A 25361-nucleotide genomic window follows, 5' to 3' on the forward strand; every position below is an offset into this window, starting at 1 on the left:
CCCAGCAATTAAGCCGAGGATCGCAAGGCCAACGCCGCCTACGCTTCCCTTCCTTCATATCCAAATTGTCAAAGAACAGAGGAAAAACCTCGCAAGACCGCAACCAAAACCAAACACAAAATCGACCCAATACCGAACCTCTCGACCCGGCCAATCAAGACCAATTTTCTGGAATTAAGGTCACAAAACCTTGTCGCCAGCAGCAATACCGCCGTCGATGAACCGCGTTATACGCACACAATATAAAACCGTCAACAGTGTTCTCTGAAAAAAATACAAAAAAGCGAAAAAAGATTCACAACATGAACTAAATTTAATTTTTTCAATGCCTTACTGGTTATCCACCTTTGTAAACAGCGCGCTCGACAAGCAATCCGGAACCCAGCCCACCGGCTGCCGCAATCAACGCCAGACCAGGTCCGTCAGCCGTTTCTCCAGCGTTCCCCTGCGTCCGCAGCATCTGCTGGAACAGCTGCACTGCCAGAATGGCACCGGATGCTCCAATCGGGTGACCCCGCGCCAGTGCGCCCCCCATGACATTCAGCCGGCGCTCGTCGATCTGAAGGCTCTTGACCGTCACCATCGCCTGAACCGCATAGGCCTCCATCAGTTCCACGCACCCGATATCCTTCATGTCCAGTCCGGATATTGTGAGAAGCGTTTTTGCGACCGAAACCGGAACCAGCGCCGGATCGGCCGGGTCGCCCCCTTCGCTCACACCCGCGACAACTCTTAGCCCGGGCAGCCCGCATTCCCGCCAGATCCTCTCTGAGACCAGCAGTACGGCGGCCGCTCCGTCCGCCTCGCAAGCAATTGTTGCTGCCGTTAATCCGAAGTCCTGATCTCCGGCGAGGATCGGTGCCCGCAGCGCAGTGCTCACCTTAAGCTGCCGCGTGAAGCCGTCGTTTCGGTCTTCGCCCGTCACAGCCACCAGACCAGAGCCCTGAACGTCCCGGGCCCGCAGAGCCTTTTCATGCGATGCCACGGCGAACTCTGCCTGCGCACGACCATTCACTTGATGGATCCTTGCAAGTCTTGCAGCGGCTTCTGCAAGATCCGGGTCCTGAAATGGCGGCGGTGCAAACGGCGGACGCTCGTAAGGAACGGGCTCTTCAGTCTGGTCTAATGGGCGGTGCATCCGGATCGGGGCCCGGCTGAAACTCTCGGTTCCCCCCGCCAAGACACAATTTGCTGCGCCAGCCTCGATCAGGCGCGCCCCCATGAGGATGGCATCGAGGCCGGAGCAGCATTGCGTGTCGATTGTCATCGCCGGCACCAACATCGGCACTCCGGCGCTCAAGGCAGCCAGGCGCGCCGGGTTTCCGCCCGCATAAAGGGCATTTCCCAAGATGACATGGTCGACCGCTGCCGGAGCCAAGCCGGCATCCTTGAGAAGTGCGCTGAGAACGGGTGCTGCGAGTTCGTCGGCCTGCAGCGAAGACAAGGCGCCGCCGCGTGGCGCAACCGGTGTCCGTCGTGCGGCGATCAGGTATGCGCTTCTCGTCACGCCGGGGTCTCCTGCGCCTTGAGGGTCAAAGACACACGCTGAATGTCCGGCTTGCCGCCCGCCGTAAGTGGCAAGGCATCGACGACGTGGATGCGCCGTGGCACCTTGCCCGCAGCGAGATGTTTCCTGCAGTGGTGCAACAGTTCCTGTTCAGCATCTGGACGTGATGCCGTCAATTCGATTGCTGCGACAACCTTTTGCCCTCTGGCAGCGTCGTCCAGTCCGGTGACCACTGCGGCGGCGACCCCCGGATGAGACAAGAGCACGCCCTCGATTTCTTCCGGATAGACGTTCAGTCCGGAGGTCACGATCATCCGGTTCGAGCGGCCGGTCAGAAACAAATAGCCGTTTTCATCGACTTGCCCGTGGTCTCCGAAGGTAACCCACCCATTGTGCCAGCGCGTCTGCGGATCGCTGCCGCACAAATACCCGGAAAACAGAAGGGCGCTCTTGACCCAGATCGGACCTGCCTCCCCGGGCCGTTCAGGGTTGTCCGGATCGCCGATGGCGATTTTAACACCGGCAGGTGCCTTGCCGACTGAACCGGGTGGTGCAAACGTGTCTGAAATCGTGATGAAGCTGGTTTCAGAAGCGCCGTAAAACTCGATCAGGTCAGCATCCGGAAAGACGCGGGCAAGTCTTTCGCGATCCCGATCCTGCCATTTGGCGCCGCTTGCCAGCACCTGGCGGACCGTTTCGACGGGTCCGCTACGTTCCGCAGCCTCTGCCAGAAAGTGCAGTTGCGTCGGTGTTGCATAAAGTGCGGTGGCAGATCTTGAGCGCGCAAGGTCTGAGAGAACCGAGCGGGGATCGAAACGCGGCGTCAGGGCAATTTCGTGCCCGCCCGACAGGCCGCACACCGCACCGTAAAGGTGGAGTGAATGGGTGAGTTGCCCCGCCAGCACCACCCGGGTGCGGTCCGAGATGCCAAACACCCGGCCCGAAAGCTCAAAACTCTTCAGCCAGGACCCGTGATCCCTGACGTAGCCCTTGGGGACGCCGGTCGAACCGGAGGTGAACCCGCAATAAAAGAGATCGCGCTCATCCGGCGAGCGCCCGCACAGCTCTCGATCACGGTCGTCTTTGACGGATTGCGACTGGATCTGCGTGTAGGCGGCTGCATCGATGCACATATCCGGCCGGGCGGCCTTCAAGACGCTTTGCCGATGGGCGTCGGGCCAAGCCGGATCCATGACCATCGCCGTGCGCGCTGAGCGCGCGCAGGCAAAGAACACGATCAGAACCTTGGCCGGATCGTCAAGCAGCAGCGCGACACGGCCATTTCGGGATGTCTTGCGGCAGATATAGGCCTCCGCCGCGGCTATCTCATCAAGCAGATGCCGCCAGCTCCAGGCGGCGGCACCTGAGGTCAGGACGATGTCGTCCGGTCTGCGGGCGGCGAAGTCATCCAACCTGTCTCCGACAAATGCCATGGCATTCCGCCTTGAATATCCAGGTCAGCTTCGTGACAGAATGGCACCGGGCAAACCGCGGGCTACGGTCTGGGCCACCAGGGCCGTGATCACCACCTTGACGAGGTCACCCGGAATATAGACTGCGCTGCCGATCGCGGCCTGCCCCAGCGACAGGTTCGCCATATAGGCGACACCCGGAATTCCGAACAGATAGACCACCCCAATGCCGCCAACAGCGGCGGAAATTGCAGCAGATGCAAGGATGTTCATGCCTGACGTCGACCGCATGATCCAGCCGGCGACAAAGGCGCCGATCGGCCAACCGATCAGGAAGCCGACAGACGGGGTTGCAAAAACGCCGAGCCCGCCTCGCCCCCCAGCGAGGAACGGCGCTCCGAGCGCTACCAGAAACAAGAAAAGAAGCACGGCCAAGCCACCACGCACAGGGCCGAGCATGACCCCTGCAAGCATGACACCGAGCGTCTGCGCGGTGATCGGCACACCGCCCAGGAACGGAATGGCGACCGGCGGAACCAGCCCGAGTGCGGCAATCAGGGCCGCATAGAATGCAATATGAACGAGCGAACGATCAGCCATAGCGTTTTCACGCCTCCTTTATTGTTCTTGGTGCTGCGCCAGTGTTTACCGATCTGCAGCCGTTCTGTCGCGCGGATCACTCATGTCCGCACAAAAACTTCACCTTCCCGACAAGCCCTCCGATCCGCCCCGGGCCCGCAGGGCGTCGGCGACATTGTCGGACATACGCAAACACTGAATGGCGAGGGGCGGTAGGAGCTTCCACGAGTTTTTGGCTCCGGTCCGGGCCTGATAGGCCTCCCGCAACCTGGAAAAGACCTGCATCATGTAAGGCGCAAAGCGGAGCACGAGCGCAACGCCAAGCGCCGGTCTCCTTGCCGAAACACCGAACCATTCCAGCGGCTTGAACAATGGCATGACGGCTTCCAGCATATCGTCCATGCGCGTTGTCACAGAGACCAGATTGGCAGCCAGGACCAGCACGATCAGGCGCAAGATAACCGTCACACCTTCCCAGAAGGTGCCCGAGACCCAATGGAGGAGAAGCAGGATCCCCAGAAAAAATGTGAGCCCGCGCAGCAGCTTGAGTTGTCGCAGGCCCGTGCGGCCGAGCGATGCATAAAGGCCGATGACGACCGCAAGGCAGGGCAGGAAAACCCATGCGGACTTGACCATGAACAACACGAGGCTGGCGACCGCCACAGCCAGCAGTTTGAGGCTCGCCGGTGTCTTGTGAAGCCAGCTGTTTCCCTGGAGATAGATCGAGATCACAGCGCTGCCAGCTCCAGTTTGGCACCTGACCTGCGGTCTATGTCCGTTTCGAATGCCCGCAAGACCTCGAACGGTGACCCGTCCATGCGTAACCGGCCGTCTTCAAGCCAGAGAATGCGGTCGAAACCCTCGAAATGGCTGAGGTCGTGGCTGACCATGACGATCTTTTGCGGAAGTGACAGGATCTTGTCCCTGATCTTTCGCGAAGCCAGTGCATCCAGACTGGTCATCGGCTCGTCCAGAACCAGCAACGCCGGCTCCATGACCAGAACCGACAGGATGCAGACCAGCTGCTTCTGACCTTCCGAAAGCTCGGCGATCGGCGACGTTGCCAGCGCTTCACAGCCATGCAACGCAAGAAATTCTGCAGCGCGTTTCCGGCTTTCGTCCTTGCCAGCCCCCAGCTGGTTCAGCCCAAACGCGATCTCTTCTTCGACCGTGGGGAAAATGGCCTGATGATCCGGGTTCTGGAACACGAAACCGACATGGCGCGGCAACTCCGGAGCCGCCTTTTGAGCTTGGGCGCCAAAGAGCGTCAGAGAGCCTTCGCTGGGGGTGCGCAAACCGTTAAGCAGGCGCACGAATGTGCTCTTACCCGAACCATTGAGGCCAATCACGCCGATCCGGTCTTCCTTGAGTGACAGATTCAGGCCGGACAGGATCCGTCTATCGCCGATATCCAGGCCGACGTCCTCAAAAACCGCAAAAGGGCTTGCCGCCGGGTCGCACACCCGGACCGATGCCTCATTTTTCTTTTTGGGCCAGAAAGCCATGTGTCCTCGCCGAGAGCCCAGAGCTCTCACCTATTGACGGAAATGCCCCGCTCATCGCGTTTTCCGGGGACAGCTTATTGACCGGAAAGCCCGTGATGTCAAAGCGACCCTATCCTACCGGACGGCCCAACTCCGGCAATTCGGCCAATTGGTCAATGGTCGCGCGGACAATCTCGAGCGCTTTGAAATAACGTTCGTCGGACTCTTCCGAACCGAAGGTGAGGCGCAGATACGGCGCCTGTGCATGCTCCCTGGACTGAAAGTAACGGGCGGACAGCACGGAAATGCGCTGGTGGCCAAGCGTCGCCTGAACCGCATCGGCGTCAACGTGCTCCGGCAGGCGCAACCAACCGAAAACCTTGTGGGTGTCCCCTTGCAGAAAATAAGGTGACAGGATCTCCTGCGCTCGACGGAACCGGATGCGGTTGGCGGCCCGTTTCAAACGCAAGGTCTTGAACAGGAAACCTTCGCGCACCCATCCGGCAATCAGTTCTGCCGTGATCGGCGAGGCCATCCAGGTGCTCTCGCCGATCTTGTTCCGAATGGAATCGCCGAAGAGTTCCGGAACATGAACAAACCCGATCCTGCTTCCGGGGGAACAAACCTTGGAGATACTGGCAATTGACGCGGTTCTTTCCGGGGCCAGTGCTCCGAATGCCGGCAAGGTCTCGGGCAAGAAGGGCGTGTAAGGATCGTCCTCGACGATTTTCAGATCATGCTCGCGCGCCACGTCGACAAGGTTTTCGCGCTCGGTGACGGACATTGTGTGGGTCGTCGGGTTTTGCATGTTCGGCATCAGGAAGACACCTTTGACGCCATGGAGTCTTGCGGCCTGGGCCAGAGCCACCGGGTCCATTGCACCGAAGCCGCCATCCTCTCGGACAAGAGCGGGCACCGGAATAGGTTTCAGTCCGATGCTGGCAAGTGACGGAAAAATCGAGGGATAGGTGAACCGGTCAATGGCAATCGCATCTCCGCTGCGGAAAAGCGCCTGGCAGGTCACCTGAATACCATGCTGTGCCCCGCAGGTAACCGCGACCCGCTCGGGATCGGCGTCCAGGCCGTAGTCCTTGAACACGAGCACGCCGGTTTCCCGGTGGGCCTTCAGGCCCTCGGAGGGCACGAAGCCGTTCAGCCGATCGATGCCGGCCGTTCGTGCCATGCGCACAAGCCCTTCGGAAAGGCTCGGGTTGAGATGCGGGTAGGCAAAATTGCGCGCAAGGTCGCAGACTTCCGGTTCACCCTCTTTCGGGATGAGCGGCGAGACCTTGTGCGTTTCCGGTGCCACATAGGTCCCGCGCCCAGTCTCGCCCTTCACCAGCCGGCGCCGTTCCGCTTCGCCGTAGGCACGCGTGATGGTGCCGAGCGTCACGCCAAGCTGGTAGGCGAGCTCGCGTTGCGGCGGTAGGCGGTCGCCCTGGGCCAGAACGCCCTCGCTGATATCGGTTTCCAGCGCATCGGCGATCGCAAGATAGATCGGTCCCTGCGCTTCCTCGATTTTCGGAATCCACATTGTCATGGGAACAATGTTTACATTGACTAATACAATATCTCAAGACAATTAGTATCTCCCTCATTTTGTATCGATTGTATCGATATTGTAGTTGGAGACACCCGATGGATTTCGCCACCTTTCTTGCCTTTGCGATTTTCGTCATCGTCATGACCGGCACGCCCGGTCCGGGAAACCTGACCTTTCTCGCAATCGGCGCTTCAGCTGGCTACAGGACGGCGTTCCCGGTCATTGTGGCGTCGCAAGTCGGGTCGCTGCCCCTGAAGCTGAGCGTCGCCTATGGGCTGGGGCATGTCATGGCGGGCGGGGGCCCGATCGTCACCGTCTTCAAGGCCCTCAGCATGGCTTACATGACCTATCTCGCCTGGCGCATCATCTCCTTGAGCGTCAAACCGAAAGGCGAAGTGGCCTTGCCGAGTTTTTGGGAAGGATTGCTGATCCATCCCCTCAGTCCGAAAACCTGGGCCATGAACCTGGTCGCGTTTTCGACTTTTCTGGCGGGGAACGGCCTCAGCATTCACGAAAATGCGCTGATATTGATCGCCGGGTTCACGCTTGGCGGCCTGGTGTTTCACTCGCTGTGGGCACTTGTCGGCGTGTCGATACTGGCGCTGATCGGGGAGGGGGCCGTCATGCGGGCAATCACGGTCGCCATGGCGATCTCGATGCTGGCAGCAACAGTGTGGGCCCTGGCGATTTGAGAGTTGGAAAAGGCTTGGGCTGGACCTTCAAGTCCAACCCAACGCTGTTGCCTTAGTAGTAGTAGTGAAATTTCTCGGCGCTCAGGTATCCCCTGAAGTTCTGCTGCTCACTCAGATCATGGTCAGTGTCGTCTTCAAGTCCCTGATAGGCGCTTCGTTTTTTCAACTCTGCCTCGATGCCGGCTTCTTCATTTTTGTGAATGGGCGGCAGCCGATGCTTTGCGTTTTCATACATGCGCTCCATCATGCTGATGAAGCCATTTGAAAGCCAGGTCAGAAAGCCGCTTGCCTTGTTCGCGGATGCAGACCCTGCTTTGTTTTCTTCCGTGATGTAAGCCATCATTTCCTCCTAGGTTTGTGTGCACCTAGAGGTGGCCCCGATCAGCAAATCTTCAATTTAACTCTATGTAATGTTAAGCGAATTTAACGTAAGCACCATCTAACGGTAAGCTTCGACCGGTGATAAGGCGGTCAGAAAACCGACCTGAAGGTCCGGTCCAGCTTATCGGTGATTTCGTCGACATGGCTGTCTTCGAGGATGAAGGGTGGGGCGAGCAGAATATGGTCGCCACGCACGCCATCGACCGTGCCGCCCATCGGGTAGCAGATCAAGCCTGCTTCGAACGCTGCTTTCTTCACTGCCTTGTTGAGACCACGCGCCGGATCAAAAGGCGCTTTGGTCGCCCGATCCTCGACAAGTTCAATGCCCCGAAACAGACCCCGGCCGCGAATGTCGCCGACATGAGGATGCTGTCCGAAGGCGGTGGTCAATGCACCATCCAGTTTTTCGCCCATCGGCGAGACTCGCTCGACGAGACCACCGGACAATTTTTTGAAGACGGCAAGGGCTGCCGCACAGGCTGTCGGATGTCCGATATAGGTGTGACCGTGCTGAAAGAAACCGGACCCGGATTCGAGCGCTGCATAAATTTCGCTTGTACAAAGCATTGCACCGATCGGCTGATAACCTGCACCCAGACCCTTGGCGACGCAGAGAATATCCGGTGAGACACCGTCCTGTTCGTGGGCGAACAGGGTTCCCGTGCGGCCCATGCCGCACATGACTTCGTCCAGGATCAGCAGGATGCCGTGGGCGTCGCAGATTTCCCGGATCCGCTTGAAGTAGCCTTCAACGGGGGGAACCGCGCCCGCCGTCGCGCCGACGACAGGTTCAGCAACAAACGCCATGACGTTTTCCGGTCCGAGCCGCAGAATTTCCGCTTCCAGTTCACCCGCGACCCTCTGGCCGTATTCGAAAGCCGTTTCATCGTCCCGGCGGCCGCGGTATTCGTAGCATGGTGAAATATGCGATGTGTCGATCATCAGCGGCGCAAATGGTTCCCGGCGCCACTGGTTCCCACCCGTGGCGAGCGCGCCAAGCGTGTTGCCGTGGTAGCTCTGCCGGCGAGCAATGACCCTGTGGCGCGACGGCTCACCTTTTTCCAGAAAGTACTGGCGCGCCAGCTTGAGCGCGGCTTCGACGGCTTCGGATCCGCCAGAAACGAAGTAAACACGGTCAAGATTGCCCGGAGCGTGTGAAATCAAGAGGTCCGCAAGCTCTTCAGCCGGCTCGCTGGTAAAGAAACCCGTGTGAGCGAAAGCAATATGATCGATCTGGTCTTTGATTGCCTTTGTCACGTCGGGATCGCTGTGCCCCAGGCAAGAAACTGCTGCCCCACCCGATCCGTCGAAGTATTTTTTGCCTGTCTTGTCAATAATATAACACCCATCGCCAGACTCGGCGACAGGCGGGTTGGCTTTGGTGTGGCGGGGAAAAACGTGGGACATTTACTCAGACCTGGACAGTGGACCGGACAGCGGTCAGAAGTGAGGTTGTGACATTTGTATCAGATTTACGCTAAACCTGAAACATTTGTTTCTTATCCGCATTAACCAACTTTTTCATCACAATTTTAATCAAATTGCAGAAACCTGCGCGTGGGGGACATCGCATCACAATTTCGACAAGGCACACCAGTTATGCGTCAGCGCCTCTTTGCCTGGATCTTCTTTATCGGATTAACTGTTACGCTTGCCGGTTGCGGCACCATTGCCGGTGTGACCGGCATGGGCTGGGCAACCGCATCTCACGGTTCAATCGACTATGACGACACGTCCTGGTGCGTTCCACGCAAACTGAAAAAGGTACTGAACCGCGTCGCGAAGCGTTACGGCGAAGTCACTGTCCATTCCACCAAACGCTGGTGGCTGGAAAACTGGCGCAAGGGCGGCGCGAAAAATTCCTATCACTTGAATTGCCAGGCCGTGGACTTTTCGGTCAGCGGCAATCCTTCCTCGGTGGTCGCGTTCCTGAAAGCCCAACCGGAGGTCGGTGGTTACAAGTATTATGCGTCAGGGCACTATCATATCGACACCGGCCCGCGGCGCACCTGGTAGGTTGACAGCCACTCGTGCCCAAAGGTGCTCAACAGTCAACGCCCTTGAGGGTCAGAATAACATCCCTCTTCAAGCTTTAAGGAACACGGACTTCTGGAAGATTTGCGGGCATTCGCCGGTCATTTCAGCTCTCCGAGCTCCAGCGCCATTTCCCAGGACACCGGATCGAAACCGACAAAGTTCTTCACCGCGCCTTCAACAATCGGGCGTTTGATGGCCGATGGGTTTTCGATCATCACCTCAAGCGCACTTGCCGGTCCGGTCACGCCTTCCTTGGTGGCCTCGTCAAGTTTTCGCCAGGTCGTACCGCGCCGGTTCAAGACAGTGTCCCAGCCGAACTCATCGACAAAAGCGGCAAGTTTGTCTCCGTTCACACCGTCTTTTTTGTAGTCGTGAAAGTCGTACTCGATTCCAGCCTCTTCCAAAAACTTGCGCGCCTTTTTGACCGTGTCGCAGTTCTTGATGCCGTAGACTTTCATGTAACTTCCTTCCTGAACGCGTGACGACCAACTTCCTGTTTCCAAGCTTCGGACAGTACGGTTTGGCGACGGCGTTTCAAGTCCCTGACTGGGCTTTCCACTGCACGGGTTGACCCCGCTTTACTCTCAGGCCACAGCTTTTTAAGAGTGAGTGCCGATAACAAGATTGCCGAGTGTGAACCAGACATGACCGGAAACAGCGAATGACAGCGACAGGATCAGCCTCCCTGCCGGTCAAGACAAGTTCGTCCAGTCCGAGAGGCAAATTCGTGCCCGGATGGGGCAACTGGCGCCAACGTCTGCGGCTGTGGAGCGGGCTCATCCTGTTCGTCTTCTGCCTCAGCCACTTTTCAAACCATGCTCTGGGCATCATTTCGATCGACGCCATGGAAAAGGCATCGGTCTGGCACTACAAGATCTGGCGCAACGAGATCGGCGAAACTGTCCTGATGCTGGCGGCGGTCACGCATGTGCTGCTCGCGCTCTGGCGCACGGCCAGACGGCGCACGCTGAAAATGCCCAGGTGGGAGTTCATCCAGCTTGTTCTCGGCCTTTATATTCCCTGGTCGCTGATCCCGCATGTGGGCATGACAATGGGTCTCGCCAACGAGTTCGGGTTCGCGCCGACCTACCACCAAATGCTGACGATCCTCTGGCCGAGGCACGGCTTCACGCAGTCTCTCCTTCTTCTCGTGGTGTGGGTGCATTCCATGATCGGCCTGCATTTCTGGCTCAGGCTTTATCCGCTCTATCATCGCCTGAAATATGCAGCACTTGCCTTTGCGATCGCGATGCCGGTGCTCGCCTTGTGGGGCTTTATCGAAGGGGCACGCCGTCTCGAACTCGCCAAGGACGTTAATGTGAAGGTCTCGCCGGAGCAGTTCGACTGGCTGACCGTGTTCACAATCGAGGCCCGGGCGGTGGCCTTCGGGCTGATCATTGTCAGTCTTCTCGTGATCCTTGTCCGGTACCTTGTCAGCCTGAGCGCCAGGCGGCTGACGATTACCTATCCCGGCAGCCTTGCGGTCAAAGCCAAGCCCGGGGCGACGCTTCTGGAAATCAGCCGCATCAACGAAGTCCCGATCGCATCCGTTTGCGGCGGGCGCGCCAGATGCTCAACATGCCGCGTGAAGGTGCTCGACGGTGCAGAAACGCTTTCGGCACCAGATGCCGCCGAACAAGCAGTCCTTTCCCGTATTTCCGCTACTGACGACGTGCGGCTCGCGTGCCAGATCCGGCCACAGCAGAACATCGAGGTCCAACCCCTGGTGCCGGTCAAGGCAAAGGCGGAAACCACAGAGAACCTGAAAGACGCCTACTACTGGGGTGTCGAACAGGACGTCGTGGTGATGTTTGTTGATCTCAGGAATTTCACCCGCATAACCGAGTCACAGCTTGCCTACGACGTGGTCCATCTCCTGAACAATTATCTCGATCAGGCCTCTGCGGCCATTCAGGCTGAGGGCGGCTTCGTCGACAAATTCATCGGCGATGGCATCATGGCCATCTTCGGCATGGATACAAATCCCCAAGTCGGAGCCCGCCAGGCCTTGCGTGCGTCCAAACGCATCGAAGGTGTCATGACAGAGCTCGAAACGGAAAAAGGTCCGCAGTTCAGCGATCCGATACGATTGGGCATTGGCCTGCATCTGGGACCGGCGATCCTCGGCCGGATCGGAGCAGCAGGCACAACCGGCGGCCTCACCGCACTCGGTGATGTCGTGAATACGGCGAGCCGGCTGGAGTCTGAAAACAAGGCGCACAACAGTTTCCTCGCCGTATCGAAGTCCGTTCTGGACGCCGCCGAAGCGACGGTGACCGATGCTCAAACCTCCGAGATCAAATTGCGCGGCAAGGAAATTCCCTTGCAAATCTTCACCATGAGCAGCTTAGATACCGTCGAAATCCCCGAAGATTAACGTCCTGCTTGCGCCTTTCATGTCCCTAGAACCATCTGTGAGTACCCGCATGACGCCTCGGGAAATGTTGAAGAAGCTGATTTCCTTCAATACGGTTTCGGACCGCAGCAACCTTGAACTCGTCTCATATGTCGAAGACTACCTGGCATCGCACGGTGTCGAATCAGTGCGCGTTCCGGACGAGACCGGCACCAAGGCGGCTTTGCACGCCAGAATTGGACCGCCGATCGACGGTGGGGTGGTCCTTTCCGCACACACCGACGTCGTGCCGGTGACCGGTCAGAACTGGTCGAGCGACCCGTTCTCGGCTTGGGAAGAGGATGGCAGGCTCTACGGTCGCGGCTCTGCAGACATGAAGGGATTTGCCGCAACGGTGCTTGCGAAAGTCCCCGACTTTGTCGCTGCGGACCTGAAACGGCCAATACATGTCGCGCTTTCCTATGACGAAGAAGTCGGCTGCTTCGGTGCACCGCCACTGGTCCGCGACCTGCTCGCCAGGGGCCCCAGGCCGCGCTTTGCGATCGTGGGCGAGCCGACAAACATGAAAGTCGTCACCGGGCACAAGGGAATCGCAGTCTTCCGGACCAAGGTCCGGGGGCACCCTGCTCATTCCAGCCAATTGCACAGAGGGGTCTCAGCGATCTCGGCTGCCGCAAAACTGATTACCTGGCTTGATGCAAGAACGGCAGAAAACAGGGCTGCCGCCGACCCCGATTGCCCGTTCGAACCTCCCTATACGACGCTGCACAGCGGTGTGATCAAGGGCGGAGAAGCGCACAACATTACCGCCCAGAATTGCGAGTTCGTGACCGATATCCGCCTGCTTCCGGGCGACGGCGCCGAACGGTGGATCGCCGCGTATAAATCGTTCATTGAAACGGATGTCCTGCCGGACATGCTGGCGATCTCCACTGATTGCGCGATCAGCGTCGAGGAACTGGCCTATGTTCCCGGACTGTCGGAAGAGACCGACGGCATCGCGGAAGCCGAAGTCCGCCGCCTGACCGGTGACAACGGGCGCCACGTGGTCGTTTATGCAACAGAAGGCGGCATCTTTCAGGAGCACGGACTGTCGACCGTCGTCTGCGGGCCGGGTTCAATTGATCAGGCCCATCAGGCAGATGAGTTTATCGAGCTTGCCGAATTGGACCGGTGCGCCGGCTTTTTGGACAGGCTCGTTACGGGATTATCGTAAAAACGCTTCTAAACAGGTTTGAACACGGACAATTACAGTGTCATAGTTCGCACTAGCCAATGGATGTATCTGGATTATTAAATACAACCAGATCTGCAGGGTCTTTCCGGAACACGGAACAAACGAGGGGAAAATGAACAAAAAAGCACTATTTTTGACCGCGCTGCTGGCTGCGGGGACAGGCGGAGCTGTTCAGGCTGAAACATTCAAGTTCGCCTTTCAGGGCAGCCTGAACATGCTCGATCCCTACAGTCTCAACGAGACGTTCACCTTGTCGTCGCTCGGCAATGCATATGAAGGTCTGACACGACGCGGCGCTGACCTGGCGATTGAACCGGCTCTGGCTGAGCGTTGGGAAATCATCGAACCGAACCGCTGGCGCTTCTATCTTCGCAAGGGCGTCAAGTTCCACAACGGCAACGATTTCAACGCCGAAGACGTCGCCTTTTCCGTAGAGCGCGTCCGCTCCGAAGGGTCCGACCTGACGACGCGCGTTCCGGCCGATGCAAAGGTGGAAATCGTAGACGATCACACGGTTGATTTCGTTTTGACCGGCCCGAACCCGATCCTGCACTACGAGTGGGATACGTTCTACATCATGGACAAGGAATGGACGACCGAGAACGATGCGGTCAAAGTCACATCCGCATCCGACACCACACCGAATTACGCGGCGCTGAATGCAAACGGCACCGGTCCGTTCAAGATCCTCAGCCACGAAGCCGGTGTTAAGACGGTTTACGAGAAACATGACGGCTGGTGGGACGAATCCACCTCCAACGTCGATACAATCGAATTCACCCCGATCCCGTCCGATGCGACACGCGTTGCCGCGCTCCTGTCCGGCGAGCTGGACATGGTTTATCCAATCCCGGTCCAGGACATCAAGCGCATCAACGACAATGCCGGCACCGTCGCTCTGACCGGTCCGGAACTGCGCACAATCTTCCTCGGCATGGATCAGATGCGCGACGAGCTGCTCTATTCCGACGTCAAGGGCAAGAACCCGTTCAAGGACCCGAATGTGCGCAAGGCCTTCTATCAGGCTATCGACATCGAGGCGATCAAGCAGAAGGTCATGCGCGACCTGGCAACGCCGTCCGCCATCATGATTTCGCCGTTCCTGTTTTCCAAGTCCGGCGAATTTGAACGTTATCCATATGATCCGGACGCGGCGAAGAAACTGCTCACAGATGCCGGTTATGCGGATGGGTTCACGGTTGGAATGGACTGCCCGAATGACCGCTATGTCAATGACGAAGCCATCTGTCAGGCGGTCGCCGCCATGCTGGCGCGGGTTGGTGTCAAGGTTGACCTGAATGCACAGCCGAAAGCCAAGTATTTCGCAAAAGTGCTGGCATCCGGCGGTTTCGACACGTCCTTCTACCTGCTCGGCTGGACCCCTGGTTCTCTCGACAGCTGGAACGTTCTGTCGAACCTGATGAATTGCCGGACCGAAGGTGGTGAGGGTTCACCGTTCAACCTCGGCGGTTTCTGCGATGAGAAAATCGACGAACTGACCGGCCAGGTTCTGGTGGAAATCGATCCGGAAAAGCGTGACGGTCTGATCGCGGAGGCCTACAAGATCAGCCACGACAACGTCAACTACATTCCGTTGCACCAGCAGGGTCTTGCCTGGGGCGTTTCGGACAAGGTCCAGCTCGTTCAACGCGCCGACAACCAGTTCAAGTTCCGATTCATCGTCAAGAACTGATCCAAGCGCATATTGCTCGACGCTCCCGGCACTGCCGGGAGCGTATTTTCATGTCAGACGCTAAAGAGCCGAAATGATAGGTTTTGCGACGCGCCGCCTGATCCAGGCGATGATAGTCATGCTGGTGGTGGCGCTGCTCGCCTTCACCATGTTCCGCTTTGTGGGTGATCCGATCAACCAGATGGTCGGTATCGAAACATCTATCGAGGAGCGAGAAGCCCTTCGGGAGAGACTTGGCCTGAACGATCCGATCCCGGTCCAGTTCCTGCGTTTCGTAACCAAGGCGGCCCAGTTCGATTTCGGCACGTCCTACCAGTTCCGAGTCCCTGTTTCGGAACTCTTTGCAAAACGGATCCCGGCAACACTTGAGCTCAGTTTCACATCGGCTCTGTTTGCGCTGGTGGTTGGAATCCCGATGGGAATCTATGCGGGTCTCAATCGGGAATCGGCGATTTCCAAGATGTTCCTGTCCGTTTCGCTTATCGGAATCTCGTTACCGACCTTCTTTATCGGGATTCTGTTGATCTTCCTGTTCTCGGTCACTCTGCAGTGGCTCCCGAGTTTTGGGCGCGGTGAAACCGTGCAGATCGGCTCCTGGTGGACCACCGGGTTTTTGACCATCTCCGGATTGAAAGCTCTGATCCTGCCGTCGATCACGCTCGGGCTCTACCAGATGACCCTCATCATGCGGCTGATCCGGGCGGAGATGCTCGAAGTGATCCGGACGGACTACATCAAGTTTGCCCGCGCACGCGGCCTGCCGGACCGGCTTGTCCACTTCAAGCATGCGCTCAAAAATACGCTGGTTCCCGTGATCACAATCACCGGCCTTCAGCTTGGCGCGATCATCGCGTTCGCGACAATCACGGAAACGGTTTTCAATTGGCCCGGCATGGGACTGATGTTCCTGCAGGCCGTCCAGAATGTCGACATCCCGATCATGTCAGCCTACTTGCTCCTGACCGCATTCCTGTTCGTGGCGATCAATTTCATCGTCGACATTCTTTATTTCTTCATCGACCCGCGCCTACGCGTCGGACGGCCTTAAGGGAGACTGTTACTCATGCCTTACGTCTCCAATGAAGAAGTCAAAGCGGCCGTCGAAGACCGCGCCGGAAGCCAGCCGGCCCAGGGACGCATCGCCAAGATTTTCGACAGCGACTTGTTCCATTCGTTCCTGCGCTCCAAGGTCACCGTCGCGGCTGCCATAGGCACCGCGGTCCTGTTTCTGCTTTCCTTTCTTGCCCCCTGGGTCGCTCCGCACAATCCGTTCGACCTTGCCACGATCTCAATCCTGGATGCACGCGTCCCACCGGTCTGGATGGAATACTCGGATCCGCGCTTTTTCCTCGGGACCGACGACCAGGGCAGGGATCTGCTTTCGGCCATTTTCTACGGTATGCGGATTTCGCTGATTGTCGGCTTCTGCTCCGTGATCGCGGCCGCGGTGCTCGGCATATCGCTCGGCCTGGTCGCCGGCTATATGGGCGGGCGTGTCGATGCCGTGATCATGCGGATTGCCGACGTGCAGCTGACCTTCCCGGCCATTCTGATCGCCCTCCTGATCGACGGTATTGCGGCGGGCATTTTCGGTGGGATCGACCGGGAGATTTTCGCCTTTTACATCCTGATCGTGTCGCTGGCGCTGTCGTTCTGGGTGCAATATGCGCGCACGGTCCGCGGCTCCACCATGGTTGAGAAAAACAAGGAATACGTTCAGGCAGCGCGCGTGATCGGGATCCCGTCGATCATCATCATGGCGCGTCATATCCTGCCGAACGTCATGGGACCCGTGATGGTCATCGCAACCATCAATCTGGCCCTCGCGATCGTTACCGAAGCGACGCTGTCATTCCTCGGTGTCGGCATGCCGCCCACCCAGCCGTCCCTCGGGACGCTGATCGCGATCGGCAATGACTTCCTCTATTCTGGCGAATGGTGGATCGCGATCTTCCCGGGTCTTGCACTGGCTCTGCTTGTTCTGAACGTCAATCTTCTGGGCGACTGGCTGCGCGACGCCCTGAACCCGAAACTGCGGTGAGGCCATCATGAGCGTTCTGAACATCAAGGACCTCACGGTCGAGTTCCCCGGACGAAAATCGGTTTTCGTTGCGGTCGACGACGTCACCATGAGTGTCGAGGCGGGCAAGGTCCTCGGCGTTGTCGGGGAATCGGGTGCGGGCAAGTCAACGGTCGGCAACGCGGTGATCGGGCTGCTTCAGGAGCCCGGCCAGATCGCGGCTGGCGAGATTTTCCTGCACGGAAATCGTATCGACAATTTGCCTTACAAGGAAAAACGGCTGCTGCGCGGACGCAAGATCGGCATGATCTTCCAGGATCCGCTGACCTCGCTTGATCCCCTGCAGACCGTTGAATCGCAGCTGGTTGAGACAATCCGAACCCATTTGCCGCTCTCGGCCAAGCAGGCACAGAACCGGGCGATTGAACTGATCGACGCGGTCGGCATCCCGGATCCCGCCGAGCGGATCAAACAGTATCCGCATCAGTTCTCCGGCGGCATGCGGCAGCGGGTGGTCATCGCGCTGGCGCTTTGTGCCGAACCGGAACTCGTTATCGCGGATGAGCCCACGACGGCCCTCGACGTTTCGATCCAGGCGCAAATCCTGGAATTGATGAAAAAGCTCTGCGAAGAGCGCAACGTGGCGATGCTGGTCATCACCCACGACATGGGTGTGATTGCCGACATAACCGACCACGTTGCCGTGATGTATCACGGCGATCTGGTTGAATATGGCGAAACGGAGCAGGTGCTCGGCGCGCCTCAGCATCCCTACACGCAAAGCCTGATTTCCGCTGTGCCCCGGCCTGATATCAAGGTTGAGCGCTTTCCGGTGGTCAACTACATCGAAAAGGCCGGAACACCGCAAAAACACATCGATATCTCGACGCACTGGCTTGGCAAGTCGCGGGACTACGAAAAGGTCACCGGACCGCTTGTCCAGATCAAGGATCTCGACATGCGCTTCGAGGTCCGTGGCTCGATCTTTCCCTCACAGCGAAAGTATTTCCAGGCCGTCAAAAAAGTCAGCTTCAATATCGAGCAAGGCGAAACATTCGGTCTTGTCGGTGAAAGCGGCTCGGGCAAGTCGACCATCGCCCGCCTGATCACCGGGCTTTACCACCCGACGGGGGGCTCGATCCTGTTCGGCAAAACCGAGCTGACCTCGCTGAAAAACCGCAAGGATGTTCTGGCGATGCGCCGCCAGATGCAAATGATCTTCCAGGATCCCTATTCTTCGCTCAATGCGCGCATGCGTGTCCGCGACATTATCGCAGAGCCCATCAAGTTTCATAAGCTCGCGTCCAGCAACGCGGAGGTCCGGCAGATTGTCGATGATCTTCTTGATCACGTCGGGTTGGGCGCCCAGTCCGGACAGAAGTTTCCGCATGAGTTTTCCGGTGGCCAGCGCCAGCGGATATCGATTGCACGCGCGCTTGCCACACGGCCGCGCTTCCTGATCTGCGACGAACCAACATCGGCGCTGGACGTTTCGATCCAGGCGCAGATCCTCAACCTTTTGAAGGACCTTCAGGAAGAGCTGGGCCTGACCATGCTGTTCATCAGCCACGATCTCGCGGTGATCCGCCAGATGTGCAACCGCATCGGCGTGATGCGCAACGGTGAACTGTGCGAAGTGTCCGAATGCGACGAGTTGTTCGAACACCCCAAGCATCCTTACACGCGCGAACTTCTCGATCTGATGCCATCCCTGGAACTGCTCTCCCGCGCCAATCTGGATACGGTCGAATGACTTGAGACGGGGTTGGAGAGAGGCGGCTCTCCCTGGCCCCAAAATAGGGCTCGCCGATCCCGGATCTTCCCGCGCTCAGGCCATGGGCGGCGCAACTCCATTCAAGTCCGCCTTAAGGGGAAGGCCTACGGAAGTGGTGAACGGCGAAGTCGTTGCCCACACAAGCGCTTGCCCCTCACCACAAGGGACGAGAGCCCGATCTGTTCCCGCCTTGATTGTTATTCCAGCTGGAGCGCAGCGGAAGGCCGGAATCCGGTAAACACTTGTCTGACCGTATTTTTCAATCGCCAGCCTCACCAAATACTGGATCCCGGTCTTGCCGCATTCGCGGCAAACCGGGACGACAAATCCGAGGAACTGTCTTTCGCCTGTTTTGAACCCCTGATCGTTCAGATTCGATTGGCAGAAAGCAACAGCGCGTTCCTGGGGTCACTGCCGGCCGACTGACAAGACAATTTCTTTCGGTTTTCGTGAGTCGTGGACTTGACTCACTTCGAACACCCGATTCCGCCCTTTGCACCGGCAGATAACCACAATCGAGTCCGGACCCGGCAAGATTTACCGTGAGATTCCGGCAGGTCAGACCGAGTTGTCTGGAATCATTTGTGAATCCGAAAACCGTGCCACCGCCCGGCATCGCAAGTCTCCACCGAACCATCGCAAGTAATCACGAGTATCTGTCAACAAACACGCTCGCGACTCAGCTCGCCTTGGCTCGATCGCGTTGTTTTCGTCGATCTGTTTTCGCATGCTTTCAGGGTCATTGGGCCGCCACATGGCGGATCTCGTTTCCTTGTCCCTTCCCGCAGAGAACCCGTTCGCGAAAGTCAGCGGCCATGCCGAACCTATCTTTTTCTTCCGTCTTCTGGCTGCTCGTCCAGGGGCTGTCGATGCTGCTTCTCGTCCTTGCCACAGCCACGGTTCACAACGCGTCCGGGTTGTTCTTTGACAAACTGGAGATCTTCGGTGCCTACAGCGCTCTCGTCTTCTCAATGTTTTCTGCAATCTTCGCGCTGATTGCTCTTTCGTTTTCCTTGACCGACCCGGCAGGAAGACCGCTGACTTTGATGACTGCTGGTGTCAGCCTGCTTCTATTGCTGACGACCGCGGCTCTTTTAATGTCCGGCGTCACGTTTGAGGGCCCGAGCTATCCCGCCCTTGCTGCCGCAGCCATGATGGTGTCGCGCGCGCTTGGGGTCGCCCTGCTGCCACCAAGGGGTGACCGCACCGGGCTGATTGAGGGCTTTGGATCGCTTTGCCTTGCGTTTGCAGCCGGTGCGATCTGGTGGGTCTTCGATCCCGCTTTTGTTGCCATCGGTTTTGCGACCGGTCTTCTGCTGTCCTGGCCGCATCTGGTCGACGGCATCAATGCCTTTGCGGACAAAGTGTTCCGCAAGGCTGCCCTTGCGACCGGTGCCCGCAATCTGGCGCCGGGCGCGTTCACAGCGATCGCGCGGGCGCAGCACATTGTCATCGACAGATCCGCGGTGATGTCCGGGCCGGATTTGATGGTGACGAATGTCATGGCGTTCAACAATGAGCCGAAAACCCTGCTTGCAGTTGCGGCCTCGGCAGAGGCGCAGTCCTGCCACCCGGTCGCAGTTGCCCTGCGCCAGCTTGCCGCTCAATGGCGGGTCACGATCAAGCTGCCGGACCGCTTCGAACCTGCGCCCGGCCTTGGTGTGGTCGCCCTGCTTGGCGGGCAGACCGTTGCCATTGGCACCCCCGATCTTCTCAAACGCCTCAAGATTGACAGCTTCACAGCCGACGCGATCGCGCGCTCCCTCGAGGCGGACGGGAAAACGGTGCTTCGCGTGGCTGTGGGCGACCGGGTGGTCGGTGTTCTCGGGCTCGAAGGCACCTTGCGCCAGGACGCCGGCGTCGCCGGTATGGCGCTCAGGGCCGAAGGTCTGACGCCCTGGCTTTTCGCCAATGACAGCACCAAGACACGCGAAGCCCTGGCCGGCATGCTCGGCCTGGATCTCCTTGCTGAAACAAAACCCGACGATAACGCGGATGATGCCGTGATACGTGCCTTTCGCGCACAAGAGTGCCTCATTCTGACGCTGTCCCCGGACAGGTCAGCGCTTGAGCTCCGCGCCGCCAGGACATCCCGGGCCTCGGGCCGTTCGGGACAATCGAGACTGCTCGCTATCAGCGATACAGACGACATCGGCGCGTTTCCGGCACTCAAGGCCCTTGCCATGCGCCGCGACTTGCTGGCGCTCCGGGCAAGGCAGGTGCTCACCGGGATCTGGACGTTGGGCGGTCTTTTCGGTGCGGCTGGTCTTTTGCCCGTGACGGCAGCACCTGCGGCCTTCCTCGCCTGCCTCGGTGTGCTCCTCGCATTTGCTCGATTTTCCGCCGGTATCGTGCGAAACAATGCCATTCGCGGCTAAAAAGTCTCATATGCTGGGACCATATTGGCCTCTCCTTGCCTTTACAGCCTCCTGAGGCTGGTGTTTATCCTGCGCAACACCCTGAAAAGATCTGCCTGAGGGATGAGGCGCCATGAGCGAGCACAAACAGCCCAAGCTGCGGTCAGCGGCCTGGTTCGACAATCCGGACAACCCCGGCATGACGGCGCTATATGTCGAGCGCTACCTGAATTTCGGGATCACCCGCGAGGAACTGCAGTCCGGCAGGCCAATCATCGGCATTGCCCAGACCGGGTCGGATCTGTCGCCCTGCAATCGTCACCACCTGGAGCTTGCCAACCGCGTTCGTGAAGGCATTCGCGAGGCGGGTGGCATCGCATTCGAGTTTCCCGTCCATCCCATCCAGGAAACGGGCAAGCGCCCGACGGCGACGCTTGATCGGAACCTTGCTTATCTCGGCCTGGTTGAACTGCTTTACGGCTATCCGATTGACGGGGTCGTGCTGACCATCGGCTGCGACAAGACCACACCGGCCTGCCTGATGGCCGCGGCAACGGTGAACATCCCGGCAATCGCGCTGTCCGTCGGTCCGATGCTAAACGGCTGGTACAAGGGCGAGCGCACCGGTTCGGGCACGATCGTCTGGAAGGCGCGGCAAATGCTTGCGGCCGGAGAGATCGATTATCAGGGCTTCATGGATCTCGTTGCCTCATCGGCCCCGTCTGTCGGCTATTGCAACACCATGGGGACCGCAACAACAATGAACTCGCTTGCCGAAGCGCTCGGCATGCAGCTTCCCGGTTCCGCCGCCATTCCGGCACCTTACCGTGAACGTGGCGCGATTTCCTACGAGAGCGGAAAACGCATCGTCGACATGGTGCTGGAGGACCAGAAACCGTCCGACATCATGACGCGGGAAGCGTTTGAGAATGCGATCGTCATCAATTCCGCGATTGGCGGATCAACCAACGCGCCCATCCACCTGAACGGCATTGCCCGCCATCTTGGCGTGGAACTCGACAATGATGACTGGCAGGAAATCGGCCACGATGTGCCGTTGCTGGTAAACCTGCAGCCGGCAGGCGAGTATCTCGGCGAAGACTATTTTCATGCGGGCGGGGTGCCTGCCGTCGTTGCAGAGCTGATCCGTCATGGCAAGTTGCCGCATCCGAATGCGAAAACGGCGAACGGGAAATCCATCGCCGAGAACTGCGAAGGTATCGTAACCGATTTGCCGGATGTCATCAAATCCTTCGATGCGCCGATGAAGGAACGGGCCGGGTTCATCAATCTGAAAGGCAATCTCTTCGACAGCGCAATCATGAAGACCAGCGTCATTTCGGACGAATTCCGTGACCGCTATCTGTCAGATCCGAACGACCCGGAAGCCTTTGAAGGGAGGGCCATCGTCTTCGAAGGGCCGGAGGATTATCATCACCGGATCGACGACCCGGAGCTGGATATTGACGAGCATTGCATGCTCTTCATTCGCGGCACTGGACCGATCGGGTATCCGGGTGGTGCGGAAGTGGTGAACATGCAGCCCCCGGCGGCCCTGATCAAACGCGGGATTACCGCGCTGCCTTGTATCGGTGACGGCCGCCAGTCCGGCACGTCGGGCTCACCGTCTATTCTGAACGCCTCGCCGGAAGCGGCTGCGATGGGCGGGCTGGCGCTTCTGAAAACCGGGGACCGCGTGCGCATCGACCTGAACAAGGGAACGGCCGACATCCTGATTTCCGACGAAGAACTGAAACAACGCCGCGCAGACCTTGAGGCCGCCGGCGGCTTTCAGGTCGCCGAGAGCCAGACGCCCTGGCAGGAAATGCAGCGCGGCATGGTCGGCCAGTTCGACAGGGGCATGGTGCTGGAGCCGGCGGTCAAATATCAGGACGTTGCGCACACCAGAGGGCTTCCGAGGGACAATCACTGAGTTTCGGCACGTTGGAAATTGCCCGACGCAAAAAGCCCACGAACATGATCGGTCTACCCGGGTCGCGACCGTCATTGCAGGGCTTGACCCTGCAATGGATGCCGGGAGTTATCCGGGCCTCCTTTTTGGTTCCTGACACGTTGCAGGATGGATGCCATGATCCAGTCATGGCATGACTGATAGTAAGGCCATGTATCGGAGATTGGACTTGGCCGGGACCGTGGCAAGCAGTGATGGTTAAGCTTCAAAACGCACGGCCGACACAAGCCACAATCAACCCTTGACGATTACGTAAAGGGCATGCTTCAAAAGACCATGCATGGCAATCGCCAGAATCAGATGGGAGACAGAGAATGTCCTTGGAACAACTTACTGAAGGTATCCGCGAAAAGGTCGCTGGCGGCGGCATTGAGGAAAGCGTCAAGTTCGATCTTGGCGGTGACGGCGTGATATTTCTGCAAGGCTCCGAGGTCAGCAACGACGATGGCGATGCGGACTGCACCATCAAGATTTCCGCCGACGATCTCGCCGACCTCTTGTCCGGTGAGCTGAATCCGACGTCCGCCTTCATGGGTGGAAAGATGCAGGTTGAAGGCGATATGAGTGTTGCGATGAAACTCGGCAGCATCGTCTGAGCAATCCGGGAACACCGACGCACGAGCCGGCCGGTCAGGCCGGCTTTTTTGTTGCCCGAACTCAAAGAAAACGGCGGCCCGAAGGCCGCCGCCAGTTTGCTTACGTGTCGTCTTCTTATTGCGTGATGATCTCCGGCCCCATGAAGTAATAGGGCAGGAAGGTCGAGAGAGCCGGCACGTAGGTCACCAGGACCAGGAACAGCAACAGCACGAGCACGAATGGCGCTGCGGCTTTCACCACCTGAACGAGGCTCATGCCTGTGATGCCCGAGGTGACGAAGAGGTTGAGCCCGATCGGCGGTGTGATCATCCCGATCTCCATGTTGACGACCATCAGGATCCCCAGGTGGATCGGGTCGACTCCGAGTTCGATGCCAATCGGAAACACCACCGGTGCCACGATCAATAGCAGGCCGGACGGCTCCATGAATTGACCGCCGATCAACAAAATGATGTTGACCGCAATCAGGAACGTGAACCAGTTGAACCCTGCTTCAACCATCCAGTCGGTGATGACCTGAGGGATCTGTTCGGCCGTCAGCGTATGCGCGAATAGCAGAGCGTTGACGATGATGAACATCAGCATGATGGTCGTCTTCGCCGAATCCGTCAGCACCTTCTTGGTGTCCCGGTGGAACAAAGCGGGGAAGAATTTCCAGCCGATCATGCCGAGGTTCCGACCCCAGACCTTGGCTCCAACGCCATACGTTGCCGGGAGCGCGGCCGGGCTGACGCCGTGACGCAGGATCGGATAGCCGATGAGCGCCGCAATCAGAACGACCGCACTGTCGATGCCGAACAGGGCCGCCCGTTCCGTAAAGGCGTAAGCCAGACCCGACCAGACGAAGACGGCAACAACAGCATAGGTAATGGTCTTGAACCCGGTCAGGCCCAGTTCGCCGTCTTTGTCCTCAACCCAGCCTATTCCGGCCAGCGGCCCCATGTCACGGTAGACGAACAAGGCGATCAGGCAGGCGTAAACGGCTGCGACGGCCGCCGCTTCTGTCGGCGTGAAGATACCGCCGTAGATGCCACCCAGAATGATGATCATCAGGAAAAGACCGACCGCTGCTTGCGACACCGAGCTCCACAGTTCCTTCCAGCCCGCCCATGGTTGGGCCGGCAGCTTTTTGACCCGCGCCATGATGTAAATTGCGGTCATGAGCATCAGACCGGCAATGATGCCGGGAATAACGCCAGCAAAGAACATTCTGCCGACCGAAACGTTTGTGGCAGCTGCATAGACAACCATAACGATGGAGGGCGGAATGAGGATGCCAAGTGTGCCCGCATTGGCAATCACACCGGCTGCGAACTCCTTGGTGTAGCCTGCCTGGCGCATGCCGGCGATGGCAATCGTGCCGATCGCAACAACCGTCGCAGGCGAAGACCCGGACAAGGCCGCAAACAGCATGCAAGCAAAGACTGCCGCGATGGCAAGTCCCCCGCGTATCCAACCGACGGCATCGATCGAGAAGCGGATGATGCGCCGGGCGACACCGCCTGTTGACATGAAGCTGGAGGCCAGAATGAAGAACGGGATCGCCAGCAGCGTGAAGTTCTGCGATGCGTTGAACAACTGCACCGCCACGGAACTCATCGAGTCATGGCTGAACAGGGCGATGTAGAGAACGGCCGAGAGGCCAAGCGAAACGGCAATCGGAACACCGAGGAACAGAAAGCCGAAAACGAAAATGAACAGAAATGCGGTTTCCATCGGC

Annotated in this window: 22 protein-coding genes; 12 read left to right on the forward strand and 10 right to left on the reverse strand. The window is 58.5% G+C overall.

Translation table 11 applies throughout. The annotated features are described in order from the left end of the window. Window positions 1–221, forward strand: a 221-nt coding sequence (locus RBB47_RS14220) for a hypothetical protein (protein ID WP_305986483.1), incomplete at its 5' end; no start/stop codon positions are given. Between the two features lie 116 nt (window positions 222–337). On the opposite strand, the gene RBB47_RS14225 is transcribed toward RBB47_RS14220, so the two are convergent. The 6 genes from RBB47_RS14225 to RBB47_RS14250 form a co-directional block, all read right to left on the reverse strand. Beyond that, window positions 338–1507: a thiolase family protein gene (locus RBB47_RS14225; protein WP_305986484.1), complete on the reverse strand. Its 1170-nt coding sequence runs from the start codon at window positions 1505–1507 to the stop codon at window positions 338–340. Then, window positions 1504–2940, reverse strand: a complete 1437-nt coding sequence (locus tag RBB47_RS14230; RefSeq protein WP_305986485.1) for an AMP-binding protein — start codon at window positions 2938–2940, stop codon at window positions 1504–1506. Before RBB47_RS14230 ends, RBB47_RS14225 begins: the two co-directional genes overlap by 4 nt. A 24-nt stretch (window positions 2941–2964) precedes the next feature. Continuing rightward, window positions 2965–3519 carry a biotin transporter BioY gene (locus RBB47_RS14235; RefSeq protein WP_305986486.1) on the reverse strand — a complete coding sequence of 185 codons (555 nt, stop codon included), beginning with the start codon at window positions 3517–3519 and terminating at the stop codon, window positions 2965–2967. Between the two features lie 99 nt (window positions 3520–3618). Continuing rightward, window positions 3619–4230, reverse strand: a complete 612-nt coding sequence (locus tag RBB47_RS14240; RefSeq protein ID WP_305986487.1) for an energy-coupling factor transporter transmembrane protein EcfT — start codon at window positions 4228–4230, stop codon at window positions 3619–3621. Beyond that, window positions 4227–5003: an energy-coupling factor ABC transporter ATP-binding protein gene (locus tag RBB47_RS14245; protein ID WP_305986488.1), complete on the reverse strand. Its 777-nt coding sequence runs from the start codon at window positions 5001–5003 to the stop codon at window positions 4227–4229. The genes RBB47_RS14240 and RBB47_RS14245 overlap by 4 nt, the downstream gene beginning before the upstream one ends. Before the next feature lie 109 nt (window positions 5004–5112). Then, window positions 5113–6522, reverse strand: a complete 1410-nt coding sequence (locus tag RBB47_RS14250) for a PLP-dependent aminotransferase family protein (RefSeq protein WP_305986489.1) — start codon at window positions 6520–6522, stop codon at window positions 5113–5115. Window positions 6523–6620: 98 nt separating this feature from the next. Between RBB47_RS14250 and RBB47_RS14255 the strand changes: the two genes are divergently transcribed. Further along, window positions 6621–7217, forward strand: coding sequence for a LysE family translocator (locus tag RBB47_RS14255; RefSeq protein WP_305986490.1), 597 nt, complete (start codon window positions 6621–6623; stop codon window positions 7215–7217). A 52-nt stretch (window positions 7218–7269) separates the two neighbouring features. Here the strand turns inward: RBB47_RS14255 and RBB47_RS14260 are convergent, their stop codons facing one another. Next, window positions 7270–7557 (reverse strand): hypothetical protein, encoded by a 288-nt coding sequence (locus tag RBB47_RS14260; RefSeq protein ID WP_305986491.1) that lies wholly within the window; start codon window positions 7555–7557, stop codon window positions 7270–7272. Window positions 7558–7688: 131 nt separating this feature from the next. After that, window positions 7689–9005, reverse strand: coding sequence for an aspartate aminotransferase family protein (locus RBB47_RS14265; protein ID WP_305986492.1), 1317 nt, complete (start codon window positions 9003–9005; stop codon window positions 7689–7691). 192 nt (window positions 9006–9197) lie between these two features. On the opposite strand from RBB47_RS14265, the gene RBB47_RS14270 reads away from it, so the two are divergent. Then, window positions 9198–9614, forward strand: coding sequence for a D-Ala-D-Ala carboxypeptidase family metallohydrolase (locus tag RBB47_RS14270; protein WP_305986493.1), 417 nt, complete (start codon window positions 9198–9200; stop codon window positions 9612–9614). A 119-nt stretch (window positions 9615–9733) separates the two neighbouring features. On the opposite strand, the gene RBB47_RS14275 is transcribed toward RBB47_RS14270, so the two are convergent. Further along, on the reverse strand, window positions 9734–10093 hold the full coding sequence (locus RBB47_RS14275) for an ArsC family reductase (protein ID WP_305986494.1): 360 nt from the start codon (window positions 10091–10093) through the stop codon (window positions 9734–9736). 203 nt (window positions 10094–10296) lie between these two features. On the opposite strand from RBB47_RS14275, the gene RBB47_RS14280 reads away from it, so the two are divergent. The 9 genes from RBB47_RS14280 (at window position 10297) to RBB47_RS14320 (ending at window position 23640) form a co-directional block, all read left to right on the forward strand. After that, the gene (locus RBB47_RS14280) at window positions 10297–12012 is read left to right on the forward strand and encodes an adenylate/guanylate cyclase domain-containing protein (protein WP_305986495.1); all 1716 of its coding nucleotides are present in this window, start codon (window positions 10297–10299) and stop codon (window positions 12010–12012) included. A gap of 49 nt (window positions 12013–12061) precedes the next feature. Then, complete coding sequence (argE, locus tag RBB47_RS14285; protein WP_305986496.1) at window positions 12062–13207, forward strand: acetylornithine deacetylase; 1146 nt, start codon at window positions 12062–12064, stop codon at window positions 13205–13207. Window positions 13208–13340: 133 nt separating this feature from the next. Beyond that, window positions 13341–14921 carry an ABC transporter substrate-binding protein gene (locus RBB47_RS14290; protein WP_305986497.1) on the forward strand — a complete coding sequence of 527 codons (1581 nt, stop codon included), beginning with the start codon at window positions 13341–13343 and terminating at the stop codon, window positions 14919–14921. A 73-nt stretch (window positions 14922–14994) separates the two neighbouring features. Beyond that, window positions 14995–15969: an ABC transporter permease gene (locus RBB47_RS14295; protein WP_305986498.1), complete on the forward strand. Its 975-nt coding sequence runs from the start codon at window positions 14995–14997 to the stop codon at window positions 15967–15969. 15 nt (window positions 15970–15984) lie between these two features. Beyond that, entirely contained in the window at window positions 15985–16962 is a 978-nt protein-coding gene (locus RBB47_RS14300) for an ABC transporter permease (RefSeq protein ID WP_305986499.1), read from the forward strand. Between the two features lie 7 nt (window positions 16963–16969). Then, window positions 16970–18694, forward strand: a complete 1725-nt coding sequence (locus tag RBB47_RS14305) for an ABC transporter ATP-binding protein (protein WP_305986500.1) — start codon at window positions 16970–16972, stop codon at window positions 18692–18694. A gap of 836 nt (window positions 18695–19530) precedes the next feature. Further along, on the forward strand, window positions 19531–21093 hold the full coding sequence (locus RBB47_RS14310; protein WP_305986501.1) for an HAD family hydrolase: 1563 nt from the start codon (window positions 19531–19533) through the stop codon (window positions 21091–21093). 112 nt (window positions 21094–21205) lie between these two features. Then, a complete protein-coding gene (locus RBB47_RS14315; protein ID WP_305986502.1) occupies window positions 21206–23005 on the forward strand; it encodes an IlvD/Edd family dehydratase in 1800 nt (599 codons plus the stop codon). A 353-nt stretch (window positions 23006–23358) separates the two neighbouring features. Then, complete coding sequence (locus RBB47_RS14320; protein WP_305986503.1) at window positions 23359–23640, forward strand: SCP2 sterol-binding domain-containing protein; 282 nt, start codon at window positions 23359–23361, stop codon at window positions 23638–23640. Window positions 23641–23755: 115 nt separating this feature from the next. On the opposite strand, the gene RBB47_RS14325 is transcribed toward RBB47_RS14320, so the two are convergent. Next, window positions 23756–25357: a TRAP transporter large permease gene (locus RBB47_RS14325; RefSeq protein WP_305986504.1), complete on the reverse strand. Its 1602-nt coding sequence runs from the start codon at window positions 25355–25357 to the stop codon at window positions 23756–23758. Window positions 25358–25361 lie beyond the last annotated feature (4 nt).

The sequence above is a fragment of the Roseibium sp. MMSF_3544 genome, assembly GCF_030732845.1.
Lineage (GTDB): Bacteria > Pseudomonadota > Alphaproteobacteria > Rhizobiales > Stappiaceae > Roseibium.